Here is a 13,910-nt window from a genome sequence, read left to right as displayed (position 1 = left end):
ATGCCCAACGTCGTTGAAATTTGCATCATTCCGCGACCAGGGTGTGAGCCTCGTCACTGCGCGGCTGGTGGCGGGGTACGGGTAAGGCGGAGTGCGGTCGGGTGCCGAGCGCAGTTGGGAGCAGGGTGCGGCCGCGGGCGGGTTGCGCCATGCCGCGGATTGCCCGCGGACAACCGCGGAAGGCAGGTCGATCTGCGGTATTGTCGAGAGGCACATGAAAGATTGTTCGATCGTCGATGATTAAGGAGCGAGGACCCGTGAGAGCAACGAACGGCCGCAACAACATCCTCCGCTCGGCTCGCGACACGTTCGCCACGAAGGGCTTCGACGGAGCATCGATCCGCGACATCGCGCAGGCGGCCGGGCTGAGCCTCTCCGCCCTCTACTACTACTTCCCGTCCAAGCAGGAAGCCCTCTACGAGCTCGTCCACACCGCGTACACGTGGTACATCGACCACTCACGTGCCGTCGTCGCCGAGGTTGGCGACGATCCCGTCGACCAGCTCGCCGTCTCGGTCCGCTACCTCTCCCGCTACCGGATGGCCAACGTCTCCGTCTCCACCGTGCTTCTGCGCGACACCGAGCGCCTCGACGGGGAGAACGCCGCCCGGATCAAGACCCTGCAGCGCGAGGCGCGGGCGGTGCTCGGTGACATCATCGAGGCGGGCATCGCCTCAGGCCAGTTCCGCGTCAGCCACGCCCAGCTCGCGACCCGGGCGATCCTCTCGATCTGCAATTCGCTCTCGATCTGGTTCCGCCCCGGCGGCGGCCTCGAGTCCGACCAGATCGAACGCGAATTCACGCTCTACGCGATGCGCATCGTCGGCATCGACGCCGATGAGGCCGAACTCGACCGCCTCCTCGCCCTGCCCGTCAACGAGGCGGGCATGCTCGACTTCATCGCCGAGAGCAAGTAGCGGCAGGCAGCAACCCTCCGGTTCGCGCGTTTCCACCGCGGCACCCCTCCGGACGTTCGGCCACCCCGCGCAGGGTGGCCGAACGCGCGAAGGACTGCCGGACGCCTACGCCCCCGCCGCGGCCCGCAGCTGCCGGGCGGCTTCGCGCCGCTGCGCCTGCTCGACCGGGTCGGGCACCGGCAGGGAGGCGATGAGCCGCTTCGTGTAGTCGTTGCTCGGTGACCCGAGCACCTGCTCGCCCGTGCCCTCCTCGAGCAGCCTGCCGTGGTAGAGCACGCCGATGCGATCCGAGAGCATGTCGACGACCGCGAGGTCGTGGCTGATGAACAGTGCCGCGAAGTCGAAGCGGTTCTGCAGCTCGACGAAGAGCTCGAGCACCTTCGCCTGCACGGACACGTCGAGCGCCGATGTCGGCTCGTCGGCGATGAGCAGCTCGGGATCGAGCGCGAGACCGCGCGCGAGCGAGGCCCGCTGCCGCTGACCGCCCGAAAGCTCGTGCGGGTAGCGCCCGGCATAGTCCGCCGGCAGCTGCACCGAATCGAGGAGTTCGAGCACCCTGGCCCCGCGATCGCGCACGCTCAACTCCGACCGGTGGATCGCGAACGGCTCCGCGATGCACTCGCCGATCGTCAGATGCGGGTTGAACGAGGCCGCCGGGTCCTGGAAGACGAACCCGATGCGCTTGCGGATCGACCGGAACGACCGCTCCCTGAACCCGACCATCTCATGCCCGAGCACCGAAAGGCTGCCTCCGCTCGCCCTGGTCAGACCCGCGATCGCGCGCCCGATCGTCGTCTTGCCCGATCCCGATTCGCCGACGAGCCCGTAGACCTCGCCCGCGCGGATCTCGAAGCTCACCGACTTCACCGCGTGGAAGTCCGGCCGTCCCAGCCCGCCCGGATAGACGATGTCGAGTCCGTTTGCGACGACGACGGAATCCCTCGCCGAGGCGGCCGTCCGTTCCGGTTCCCCCGCCGAGGCGGTCGCGACCGATTCCGTTCCCGCCGCCCGAGCCGTGTCCCGGTCGACCGCAGGGCCCGGTTCCCGGTCGACCGCGGTGGCCCGGTCGGCGGCCGCGGCGGCCTTGCGGCTGCCGACGACGGTCGAGCCGAGCTTCGGCACGGCCGCGAGCAGGTCGCGGGTGTACTGCTCCTTGGGGTCGCTGAAGAGCGTCTTCACGGGCGAGACCTCGATGAGGTCACCGCGGTACATCACGGCCACGCGGTCGGCGAGGTCGGCGACGACGCCCATGTTGTGGGTGATGAGGACGATCGCTGTGCCCGTCTCATCGCGCAGCTCGCGGAGCAGGTCGAGGATCTCGGCCTGGACCGTGACGTCGAGAGCCGTGGTCGGCTCGTCGGCGACGATGAGCTTGGCACCGAGGGCGAGCGCCATCGCGATGACGATGCGCTGCTTCTGTCCGCCTGAGAACTGGTGCGGATAGTAGTCGAAGCGGTGCTCGGCGTCGGGGATGCCCACCTGCTCCATCGCCGCGACGACCTTCGCCTTGAGCTCGGCCCGGCTCGCCTTTCGGTGGTGGGCGCGCAGTCCCTCGGCGATCTGCCATCCGACCGTGAAGACGGGGTTGAGTGCCGTCGACGGCTCCTGGAAGACCATCGCGACATCGGATCCGCGCATCTCTCGCAGCTCCTCGGCGCTGACGGCGAGCACATCGCTGCCCGAGAGCACGACGGCCCCCGACCGCTGCGCGGTCTCCGGGAGGAGGCCGAGGATGGACCGCGCGGTGACCGTCTTGCCTGAACCGGACTCTCCGACGATCGCGAGCACTTCGCCCGGGCGCACTGCCAGGGACACGTCCTTGACCGCGTGGACGTCGCCGGCGTCGGTGGAGAAGGTGACGTCGAGGTGGTCGACGTCGAGGATAGGCTGTCCGCCGTCGACGGTGCGGGCGCTTCCGGGCGTCTCGATCGCGCCGTCAGCGCCGTCGAGGGTCTTCATCATCCTGTCGCTGCCGCTCATGCGCGAGCCTCCGCCTTCCTGTCGCGGGCGCCGGCGGCGCCGGCCTTCGTCTTCGCCTTCCTGCGCACGCGCAGACGCGGATCGTTGAGGTCGTTCATCGACTCCCCGACGAGCGTGATCCCGAGGACGGTGAGCACGATCGCCAGACCCGGGAACACCGAGGTCCACCACACACCGCTGGTGACGTCCGGCAGGGCCTTGTTGAGGTCGTAGCCCCATTCCGCCGCCGAGGTGGGTTCGATGCCGAATCCGAGGAACCCGAGCCCGGCGAGGGTGAGGATCGCCTCGGAGGAGTTGAGTGTGAAGATGAGCGGCAGCGTCCGTGTCGCATTGCGGAAGATGTGCTTGCCGATGATCCGGGTCTTCGACGCGCCGAGGACGATCGCCGATTCGACGAACGGCTCGGCTTTGAGCCGCAGCGTCTCCGCGCGGACGACGCGGAAGTACTGCGGGATGAAGACGACGGTGATTGACAGCGCCGCCGCGGCGATGCCGCCCCACGCGCTCGACTGCCCGCCGGATATCGCGATCGCCATGACGAGGGCGAGCAGCAGGGTCGGGAATGCGTAGACGGCGTCGGCGATGACGACGAGGATCCGGTCGAGCCACCCGCCGAGGTACCCGGAGATCAGCCCCAGGATGACCCCGGCGAAGAGCGAGGCGGCGACGGCGACGACGATGACGGCGACCGCGGTCTGGGCACCCCAGACGACCCGGGAGAAGACATCGTAGCCGCCGACGGTCGTGCCCCAGATGTGCTCAGGACTCGGCGGCTGGGTGGCCCCGAAGTTCCCTTCCGCAGTGCCGAGCTGGTTGAAGCCGTAGGGGGCGATGAGAGGCGCGAAGATCGCGCAGATGAGGACGATCCCGCAGAGCACGAGACCGGTGATGAGCATGCCCCGCTGCAGTCCGACGGACTGCCGCAGGTGGGAGACGATGGGCAGACGGGTCCACCACGACTTCTTCGCCTTCTCGTCGAGGACGACGGCGGGGACACCGGAACCGGGGGCCGCCTCGGCGAACTTCTCTGTGTTCTCAGACATCAGTACCTCACTCGGGGGTCGATGAAGGCGGCGATGACGTCGACGATGAAGTTCGTGAACGCCACGATGACGGCGAGCATGACGACGATGCCCTGGACGGCGACGAAGTCGCGGGCCGTGAGGTACTCGGCGAGCTTGAAGCCGATGCCCTTCCATTCGAACGTCGTCTCGGTGAGCACGGCGCCGGCGAGCATGAGCGCGATCTGCATGCCCATGACCGTGACGATCGGAATGAGTGCGGGCCGGTAGGCGTGCTTGGTGACCAGGCGGAACTCGGAGATGCCGCGGGAGCGTCCGGAGTCGATGTACTGCTGGCCGAGGGTGCCGATGAGGTTCGTGCGCACGAGGCGGAGGAAGACGCCGGCGGTGAGGATGCCGAGGGCGAGCGCAGGCAGCACAGCGTGGGCGAGGACGTCGCCGAGGACTTCGAAGTTGCCGATCCGCAGCGCATCGATGATGTAGAAGCCGGTCGGTCCGACGACTCCGGACATGATGTACTCGGTCTCCGTCGTGCCGCGACCGGCCACCGGCAGGATCGGGAAGTAGACGCCGAAGATGAGCTTGAGGATCATGCCGGCGAAGAACACGGGGGTGGCATAGCCGAGGATCGCGAGGATGCGCAGCGCGGCGTCGGGGGCCTTGTCCCGCTTGTAGGCGGCGAGCATGCCGAGCGGAATGCCGATGATGAAGGCGACGATGAGCGCGTAGAAGACGAGTTCGACGGTGGCCGCACCGTAGGTGAGGAGGATCTCGGTGACCGGGCGGCCGTCGGAGATCGTCGTCCCGAAATCCCCGCGGAGCAGGTTGCCCATGTACTCGAAGTACTGGACGAGGATGGGGCGATCGTAGCCGGCGGCGGCGACGCGTTCGGCCAGCTGGTCCCGGGTGAGGCGGCCGCCGAGGGCCGCGGTGATCGGGTCGCCGGTGATCCGCATGAGGAAGAACACCAGGGTGGTGAGGATGAAGATCGTCGGAATGATGAGTAGGAAGCGGATGAGGACGTAGCGTCCCAGTCCGGTCCCGGAGGACTTCTTCACCGCTGCGGTCGGTTCGGCCGCCTCGGGTTGGCTGATGGCTGCAGACATGGTTCCTTTGGGATTCGTCTTTCGGTGCGGACGCGCCACGAGGTGCAGGTGGGTCACACCTGCACCTCGGGGACGGTCAGCCGGCTGATCGTCGCTGCTCGGTCCCGTGCCGCCTGCCGGCGGCCACGGGTCGGAGCGTCGGAGTGCTCACTTGCTCAGCAGAGCCAAGCGGAACTGGAAGGCGGGATCGAGGGTGTCCTCGACGCCCTTGACGTCCTTGCCGGAGACAGCGATCTGGTTGCCCTGGAGCAACGGCAGCGTCGGCAGCTCCTCGGCGAGCTGGTTCTGGATGTCCTCGATCGCCTTGGCGCGTTCGCCCTTGTCGGCGATCGACGCCTGATCGGTGAGCTCCTTGTTGATCTCCTCGTTGCGGTAGTGGTTGGCGAGGAAGCTCGGGGTCTCATCCGTGTCGTAGAAGAACGGCACGAGGTAGTTGTCGGCATCCGAGTAGTCGGGGAACCACCCGAGCTGGTACATCGGATAGACGTCGGCCGTGCGGTCCTCTGAGTACTGGACCCATTCCGTCGACTGGAGGTTGACCTTGAACAGGCCGGTCTTGTCGAGCTGATCCTTGATCAGGGCGTACTCGTCGCCCGAGGAGGGACCGTAGTGGTCGGGGTTGTACTGGAGGTTGAGTTCGACCGGGGTTGTCACGCCGGCGTCCTCGAGCGTCTTCTTCGCCTTCTCGACGTCCGCGCCGCCCTTGCCGTCGCCGTAGGCGGACTTGAGCGATTCGTTCGCGCCCGGCAGTCCTTCGGGGACGTAGGAGTAGAGCGGGGTGTAGGTGTCCTTGTAGACCTGGCTGGCCACGGCCTGACGGTCGATCGAGTCGGCCATCGCCTGGCGCACGGCCAGCGCCTTCTTCTCGTCGGTGTCGTCGGTCTTCTTACCGAAGGGCATCGTGTCCATGTTGTAGACGATGTAGCGGATCTCGCCGCCGGGTCCCTTGTGGACGGTGAGGTCGTCGTTCTTGCCGAGATCCTCGATGTCGGTGGCAGACAGCGAGCGCCACGCGACGTCGATCGTGCCCTTCTCGACGTCGAGCTTCATGTTGTTCGCGTCCGAGTAGTACTTCATCTGCACGGTGTCGGTCTTCGCCGGCTCGAGGTAGCCCTGATAGTCCGGGTACGCCTTGTACGTGATGAGCTCGTTGAACTTGAAGCCGTCGATGACGTAAGGGCCTGAGAAGGCCTTGCCGTCGACGATCTCCTGGTCAGGGGTGAGCTCGGTGGGCGAGAAGACGTCCTCGTCGACGATCGGTCCTGCCGCCGAGGCGAGGACGCCCGGCCAGGTCTGGTCGTTGTCGCGCTTGAGGTTGAAGACGACGGTCTTGTCGTCGGGGGTCTCGACCGATTCGAGTCCGCCGAGGAGGGACGACGGTCCGTTGGGGTCCTGGATCTTGATCTGCCGGTCGAAGGAGAACTTCACATCCGAGGAGGTGAGTTCGTTGCCGTTGGCGAACTTGAGGCCGTCCTTGAGCTTGACCTCGTACTTCTTCGGATCCGTGAAGTCCGCCGACTCCGCGATCGACGGGTTGAGCTCGGCGGTGCCGGGCTTGTAGGCGAGGAGGAACGGGTAGACCTGCTGCTCGACGAGAGAGGTGCCGTTGTCATACGCTCCGGCCGGGTCGAGGACGGTGACCTTGTCCGTCGTGCCCACCGTGAGGACGCCGCCGTCCTCGCCGCCGCCTCCACCGCCGGTGGTCGAGGTCGAGCATGCCGAGAGAAGCAGGGCGCCGGCCGCAGCGATGGCAGCGACCTTGATGCCGGTTCGACGTTTCATTGTGATCCTGTTCTGTCACATGTGCTCTCCGTGTCGTCTTTGCTCGGAGAGATCCGCGTCACATCATACGGATTCCGTCCCAGATAGTGAACCAACGGCCTCGCGGAGAGGGATACTGAGACCGTTTCGCAACCAAGAGTTTCCCGGATTGTCGGGCCTCACCGGCCAATTTGCGTCCCAGCTCACAATGGGCTTCACTTATGAGGTGGCTCACAGCGAAGCCACAACCTTCTTTCGAAGTGAGCGCTTCGAGTCGGGAGCCCGACTCGCGCAGCCAGCACCAACGCACGCATCAACGATTGGAAGAACGTGTCCGCAGTCATCGAATGGATCAACGGGATCATCTGGTCCTCGTGGCTTGTCTACCTCTGCCTCGGCGCAGGCGTGTACTTCACGATCCGCTCCCGCGCCGTCCAGATCCGCAAGGTCAAGACCATCTTCACCCAGATGTTCCGCGGCAAGAGCTCCGAGGACGGCGTCTCCTCGTTCCAGGCTCTCTCGATGTCGCTGGCCGGACGCGTCGGCGTCGGCAACATCGCCGGTGTGGCGACCGCGATCGGCTTCGGCGGACCCGGTGCCGTCGTGTGGATGTGGATCTCCGCCCTCCTCGGCGCTTCGACCTCCTACGTCGAGTCGACCCTGGGCCAGACCTACAAGGAGAAGGACCCGAAGACCGGTGAGTACCGCGGCGGTCCCGCCTTCTACCTCGAGAAGGCCTACGAGCTGACGCGCTTCGGCAAGTTCTTCAAGGTCTACGGCTTCGTCTTCGCCGCCGTCACCGTCCTCGCGATGTCCTTCCTCCTTCCGGGCGTCCAGTCGCGCGCCATCGGCGGCGCCGTGACCAACGCGTGGAACCTGCCGACCTGGGTCACGGCGCTTGCCCTCGTCGTCATCATGGCCTTCATCGTCATCGGCGGCGTCAAGCGCATCGCGCACTTCGCGTCGCTGGCCGTGCCGTTCATGGCCGTCATCTACATCCTCGCGGCCATCGCGGTGACCTTCATCAACGCCGACCAGATCGTGCCGGTCCTCCAGCTCATCTTCACCTCCGCCTTGGGCATCGACTCGGCTCCCGATGCGGCCTTCGGCGGCATCATCGGCCTCGCCGTCCAGTGGGGCGTCCAGCGCGGCATCTACTCGAACGAGGCCGGTCAGGGCACCGGTCCCCACGCCGCTGCCGCCGCCGAGGTGTCGCACCCGACCAAGCAGGGCCTCGTCCAGGCCGGCTCGGTCTACATCGACACGCTCTTCGTCTGCTCGGCCACGGCCTTCATGATCCTCTCGACCGGCATGTACCGGGTGCTCAGCCCCGAGGGCGAGATCATCGGCTCCGGTCGCGGGCAGCTCGTCGAAGCCCTCGAGACCACCCCGGGCGAGGGCTGGCCGCAGTCGGGTCTCGACACGATGCTTCCGGGCATCGGGGCGAGCTTCATCGCGGTCTCGATCTTCCTCTTCGCGCTCACGACGATCGTCGCGTACTACTACATGGCGGAGACGAACCTCGTCTACCTGCTCGGCAAGCTGAAGAACCCGGTCTTCCTCACGATCGGCACCCGCGCTCTGCAGGTGCTCATCCTCATCGCCGTCGCCATCGGCGTGATGAACGACAACCCCAGCGATGCGTGGGCGCTCGGCGACATCGGCGTCGGCGCCATGGCATGGCTGAACATCGTCGGCATCCTCATCCTCCAGCAGCCGGCGTTCAAACTGCTGCGCGACTTCGAGCGTCAGCAGAAGCTCGGACTCGATCCCGAGTTCGACCCCCAGGCCGTCGGCATCAAGAATGCGACGTTCTGGGAGGAGCGCTGGGCGAAGATGAAGGCCGGCGAGCACGTGCCGCAGGGCTGATGCACACCGTGCCGGGCGGTCGAGGCGACGATCCTCGGCCGCCCGGCACGGGCTGACGTGCCCCACAGAGCCAGCGAGGTCCGGGACAACGGCGTCCCGGACCTCGCGTCGTCTCCGCGGGCGTGGGTGTCACCCTGGTCGCACCACGCGGACGCAGCCGGTCACGCGAGCTCCGGTGGGCGACGTCCGGGCTGTGAGGCGAGTTGAGGACGCGCAGTGTCGATCTGCGAGGCAGGAATTGACACTGCGCGTCCTCGCCTCGACAGCCACCGAACTCCCGCGGGCACATCGCCGCGACCACCCACGCGAGAGCGTCCGAACGCCGACAGGCCCCGCACTGCTCATCTGCAGTGCGGGGCCCGTCCGTGTGTCGATCACACCGGCGCAGCCTGGAGCTCACACGGTGACCACCAGGAGCGGAGTGCTCACTTCACGCTCGTGCCCGCCGAACCGAGGTTCTCGCACGCCTCGACGACGCGTGCGGCCATGCCCGCCTCGGCGGCCTTGCCGTAGGAGCGCGGGTCGTACTCCTTCTTGTTGCCGACCTCGCCGTCGACCTTGAGCACGCCGTCGTAGTGACGGAACATGTGGTCGGCGACGGGGCGGGTGAACGCGTACTGGGTGTCGGTGTCGACATTCATCTTCACGACGCCGTGGCGGACCGCCTCGGCGATCTCCTCGGCGCTCGATCCCGAACCGCCGTGGAAGACGAGGTCGAAGGGCTTGTCCTTGCCGACCTCCTTGCCGACGGCCGCCTGGATCTCGCCGAGCAGCTCGGGACGGAGCTTGACGTTGCCGGGCTTGTAGACGCCGTGGACGTTGCCGAAGGTCAGCGCCGTGAGGTAGCGGCCCTTCTCCCCGGTGCCGAGCGCACGGACGGTCGCGAGTCCGTCCTCGACGGTCGTGTAGAGCTGCTCGTTGATCTCGTTCTCGACGCCGTCCTCCTCGCCGCCGACGACGCCGACCTCGATCTCGAGGATCGCGTGCGCGGCGGCTGCGAGCTCGAGGAGCTCCTCGGCGAGGACGAGGTTCTCATCGAGCGGCACGGCCGAACCGTCCCACATGTGCGACTGGAAGTAGGGTTCGCCGCCGGACTTCACGCGCTCGGTCGAGGCGGCGAGGAGCGGCTTGACCCAGGCCTCGACGGCGTCCTTGGGGGCGTGGTCGGTGTGGAGGGCGATGTTGACGTCGTAACTCTTGGCCACCTCGGTGGCGAAGGCGGAGAACGCGATCGCCCCGCGCACCCGGTCCTTGATCGTCGGGCCGGAGATGTACTCGGCGCCACCCGTCGAGAGCTGGACGATGCCGTCCGACCCCGCCTCGGCGAATCCGCGGATCGCGGCGTTGATCGTCTGCGAGGACGTGCAGTTGATCGCCGGGTAGGCGAAGCCCTGGGACTTCGCCCGGTCGATCATCTCGGCATACACGTCAGGGCTGGCAATGGGCATCTGGGCTCCTTGGTCGTAGCGATCGCGGTCAGGTGCCTCCAGCCTACTCGGTCACTCCCGCCGCGGTCACGACACGACCGCCCATCCCGTGCCTGGCCTTCCCCGGCTCTTCCCCGCCGAGGCGGTCGGCCCGACCAGCCGGGCCTTCCCGAGGAGGATCCGATTCGAAATCGGCGTCAGTATCGGACGGGATCCTCCTCGGGAACGGGGTCGCCGGCAGCGAGAGCGGGGTGCCGCCCCCGGGCGACCAGCCGGCACCGTCCGACCACCGACGCCCGCACCGCCGCCCGCAGACGCCGACACCGTCCGGCCACAGACTGACGGCCCCGTGACGAACCACGGGGCCGTCGTTGCTGCCGGAGCCGGCTACCTGTCCTTGCGGGAGTCGGAATCCTTGCGGGGGTTGAGCTTCCAGGCGGCGTCGCGAAGGCCCTTGCCCTCCTTGCCGTCCCGGCGCGCGGCGGCATCGCGGCCCGATCGACCATCGCGGCCTGCCCCGCCGTCGCGTCCTTCCCGAGCGGCCTTGTCGCGCTGGCGTTCGATGAGACCGCGGCTGCGCGTGATCTGGTAGTCGATGCGCTCGTCGACGATGTCGCCGAGGTACTGGTCGAAGTCATCGGCGAGGTGCTCGCCCACGGCCCGGTAAGCGGCGGCGCGCTCGATCGCAGCCGTGCGCTTCGCCTCCTTGCCGAACGCCTTGAGCGTCGAGACGCAGACGAGGATGAGCACGATACTGAACGGCAGCGCCGTGATGAGCGAGCCCGCCTGGAGGGCCGTGAGCCCACCGGCGGTGAGCAGCGCGATCGCGAGCGCGCCCTCGAGCAGAGCCCAAAGCACACGCGACCAGATCGGCGGATTCGGGTGACCACCCGAGGCGAGCATGTCGACGACGAGCGAACCCGAGTCCGAGGACGTGATGAAGAAGATCGCCACGAGGATGATCGCGATGACCGAGAGCACCGAACCGAGCGGCAGTCCGCCGAGGACGTCGAAGAGGACACGCTCGGCGACGACGCCCTCCTCGGGATCGACGAGGTCGCCCGCGCCGAAGAGCTGCCGGTAGATGCCGGCACCGCCCATGACGGAGAACCAGAAGAACCCGACGAGCGAGGGCACGAGGAGGACACCGGCGATGAACTCACGGACCGTGCGGCCACGCGAGATGCGGGCGATGAAGACGCCGACGAACGGTGCCCACGAGATCCACCAGCCCCAGTAGAAGAGGGTCCACGAGGCGTTCCATGCAGCGCCCTCCTCACCGGTGTAGGCGCCGATGTCGAAGGTCATGCCGAGCACATTGGCGAGGTAGACGCCGAGGGACTCGACGAAGTTCTGGAAGAGGAAGAGCGTGGGTCCGAGCACGAGCACGGTGACGAGCAGGAGGCCCGCCAGCGAGAGGTTGATGTTCGAGAGCCACTTGATGCCCGCGCCCACACCCGAGACCACAGAGAACGTGGCGAGCAGGGTGATGATGACGATGAGGATGACGAGGAAGAAGTTGTCGTACTCGCCGACGAGCCCGATGTGGGCGAGTCCCGCGGAGATCTGCTGCACGCCGAGGCCGAGCGAGGTGGCGATGCCGAAGACCGTGCCGAAGATCGCGATGATGTCGATGAGGTCGCCGGCCCAGCCCTTGACGTAGCGGCCGAGCAGGGGTTCGAGCGCCCAGCGGATGGACAGCGGACGGCCGCGCCGATGGATCGCGTAGGCGAGCGCCATGCCGAGCACCGCGTAGAGCGCCCACGGGTGCAGTCCCCAGTGGACGAAGGTCTGGGCCATGCCCAGCTGCGCGTTCTCGACCTCGCCGCCGGGCCAGCCGGGCTTGCCTCCGGTGGTGGCGAAGGTGAGCGGTTCGGCGACTCCGTAGAAGACGAGGCCGATGCCCATGCCCGCGGCGAAGAGCATCGCGAACCAGGAGAGGATGCCGAACTCGGGTTCGTCCTCGTCCTTGCCGAGCTTGATCTTGCCGTACTTGGACACGCCGACGACGATCGCGAAGGCGACGAAGGCTCCGACGACGAGCATGTAGTACCAGCCGAGGTCGGCGACGATCCACGACTGGATGCCGAGGATGGTCTCACCGGCACCGGTCGGGAAGACGATCGAGAGCACGGCGACGGCGACGATGACGATGAGCGCGGGCCAGAACACGCGCGGCGCGATCATCCCCTTGCCGATATTCACGCCCTGTCGGCGCAGCTTCTCCGTGATCGCCTCGTCCGAGTCGTCCTCGCCGATGTGGAGCTTGTCGGGCAGGTGGAGTCTGACGGGATCGGGTGCGCCGAAGAGGTAGTGGTTCTGCTCGTCGTCACCCGGCGGAGTGCCCGCCGAATCTGTCGTGTCCGCCTGGGAATCAGTCATGGAGTCCTTCGTATCGGGTGCCTCTGAACGACTTACCACCTTGCCGTAATCCTGGGCAAACATCAACCGAATTCCCATGTGGCGGACATGAACCGACCGCTCGGTTCAGTACAGTGACGACATGCGCGCACACCCGAGATCCCCGTCCAGCTCACGCCGAAGCGTCTTCAGCTGGGCCCTGTGGGATTGGGGTTCGGCGTCGTTCAATGCCGTGATCATCACATTCGTCTTCACCCCCTATCTGACGAAGGCCGTGGCCTCGAGCGAGGAGGCCGGATCGACTGCGCTCGGGTGGTCGATGGCCGCCGCAGGCCTCGTCATCGCCCTCGTCGCCCCCGCCGTCGGCACCCGCGCCGATGCCGGGGGGCGCCACAAACTCTGGCTCGGCGTCCACACCGCGATCGTCGTCGCGACGATGTTCGGCCTCTTCTTCGTCCGCGACTCCCCCGCCTACCTGTGGCTGGGTCTCCTCCTCATCGCCGTGGGCAGCGTCTTCTTCGAGTTCGCCGAGGTGGCCTACAACGGCATCATGGTCCGCATCAGCACCCCGGAGAACGTCGGGAAGGTCTCCGGATTCGGCTGGGGCATGGGGTACGCGGGCGGACTCGTCCTCCTCGTCCTCCTCCTCGTCCTCGTCATCCAACCCGAGGTCGGACTCTTCGGCGCCACCGACGAGGGCGGGCTGCGCTACCGCGTCGTCGCCGCCCTCTCCGCGGCCTGGTTCGCGATCTTTGCGATCCCCGTCCTCATCACAGCACCCGGGGCGAAGGTCACGGGCACCTCGGCGGGGCACCCTGTCCGGGCGTTCATCGCCGACTACGCCTCCCTCGTCCGCCGCCTCGTGCGGATGTGGCGGACCGAGCATCAGACGCTGCGGTTCTTCATCGCCTCCGCGGTCTTCCGCGACGGGCTCGCCGCGATCTTCGCCTTCGCCGGGGTGCTCGCGGCCGGCAGCTACGGCTTCTCCGCCTCCGAGATCATCGTCCTCGGGGTCGCCGCCAACGTCGCTGCCGGGGCCGGTGCGATGATCGCCGGGTTCCTCGACGACCGGTTCGGTCCCAAACCCGTCATCATCGCAGGCCTCATCGTCATCATCGCAGGCGGCGTCCCCATCCTCTTCTCCGCCGAGGCCGGCGTGTTCTGGGTCTGCGCCCTCGTCCTCAGCTTCTGCGTCGGACCGGTGCAGTCCTCGTCGCGGTCGTTCCTCGCCCGCATCACCCCACCCGAGCGCGCGGGTGAGAACTTCGGCCTCTACGCGACGACCGGCCGGGCCGTGAGCTTCCTCGGCCCGGCCATGTTCGCCCTCTCGATCTCGATCCTCGGCTACCAGCGCGCGGGTACGCTCGGCATCATCGTCGTCCTCGTGCTCGGACTCCTCCTCATCATCCCCGCCCAGCCGGACGCCCCGCAGAGGTCGATGGCGGCGATGAGGGAGGACTGACCCCG

Annotated in this window: 9 protein-coding genes; 3 read left to right on the top strand and 6 right to left on the bottom strand. The window is 67.3% G+C overall.

From position 1 onward, the window contains the following. Positions 1–257 precede the first annotated feature (257 nt). Complete coding sequence (locus BC102111_RS01715; protein WP_009378823.1) at positions 258–917, top strand: TetR/AcrR family transcriptional regulator; 660 nt, start codon at positions 258–260, stop codon at positions 915–917. Between the two features lie 105 nt (positions 918–1,022). On the opposite strand, the gene BC102111_RS01710 is transcribed toward BC102111_RS01715, so the two are convergent. The 4 genes from BC102111_RS01710 to BC102111_RS01695 all read right to left on the bottom strand — a co-directional run bounded on the left by BC102111_RS01710 (position 1,023) and on the right by BC102111_RS01695 (position 6,807). Next, on the bottom strand, positions 1,023–2,897 hold the full coding sequence (locus BC102111_RS01710) for a dipeptide ABC transporter ATP-binding protein (RefSeq protein ID WP_095375434.1): 1,875 nt from the start codon (positions 2,895–2,897) through the stop codon (positions 1,023–1,025). Next, entirely contained in the window at positions 2,894–3,940 is a 1,047-nt protein-coding gene (locus tag BC102111_RS01705; RefSeq protein WP_009378819.1) for an ABC transporter permease, read from the bottom strand. The genes BC102111_RS01710 and BC102111_RS01705 overlap by 4 nt, the downstream gene beginning before the upstream one ends. Beyond that, positions 3,940–5,025, bottom strand: coding sequence for an ABC transporter permease (locus BC102111_RS01700; protein ID WP_095375433.1), 1,086 nt, complete (start codon positions 5,023–5,025; stop codon positions 3,940–3,942). Before BC102111_RS01700 ends, BC102111_RS01705 begins: the two co-directional genes overlap by 1 nt. A 147-nt stretch (positions 5,026–5,172) precedes the next feature. Next, positions 5,173–6,807, bottom strand: coding sequence for an ABC transporter substrate-binding protein (locus tag BC102111_RS01695; protein WP_063249646.1), 1,635 nt, complete (start codon positions 6,805–6,807; stop codon positions 5,173–5,175). Between the two features lie 309 nt (positions 6,808–7,116). Between BC102111_RS01695 and BC102111_RS01690 the strand changes: the two genes are divergently transcribed. After that, positions 7,117–8,655, top strand: coding sequence for an alanine/glycine:cation symporter family protein (locus BC102111_RS01690; RefSeq protein ID WP_009378813.1), 1,539 nt, complete (start codon positions 7,117–7,119; stop codon positions 8,653–8,655). Positions 8,656–9,080: 425 nt separating this feature from the next. On the opposite strand, the gene fbaA is transcribed toward BC102111_RS01690, so the two are convergent. Both fbaA and BC102111_RS01680 read right to left on the bottom strand, forming a co-directional pair. After that, entirely contained in the window at positions 9,081–10,103 is a 1,023-nt protein-coding gene (gene fbaA / locus BC102111_RS01685; RefSeq protein WP_009378811.1) for a class II fructose-bisphosphate aldolase, read from the bottom strand. Positions 10,104–10,469: 366 nt separating this feature from the next. Further along, positions 10,470–12,464, bottom strand: coding sequence for a BCCT family transporter (locus BC102111_RS01680; RefSeq protein ID WP_095375426.1), 1,995 nt, complete (start codon positions 12,462–12,464; stop codon positions 10,470–10,472). A gap of 211 nt (positions 12,465–12,675) precedes the next feature. Here BC102111_RS01680 and BC102111_RS01675 point away from each other — a divergent pair, with 211 nt between their 5' ends. Then, positions 12,676–13,905 carry an MFS transporter gene (locus tag BC102111_RS01675; protein ID WP_009378808.1) on the top strand — a complete coding sequence of 410 codons (1,230 nt, stop codon included), beginning with the start codon at positions 12,676–12,678 and terminating at the stop codon, positions 13,903–13,905. Positions 13,906–13,910 lie beyond the last annotated feature (5 nt).

It is taken from the genome of Brevibacterium casei CIP 102111 (assembly GCF_900169275.1).
Classification (GTDB): Bacteria; Actinomycetota; Actinomycetes; order Actinomycetales; family Brevibacteriaceae; genus Brevibacterium; species Brevibacterium casei.
This window is presented reverse-complemented; position numbering and strand designations above follow the sequence as displayed.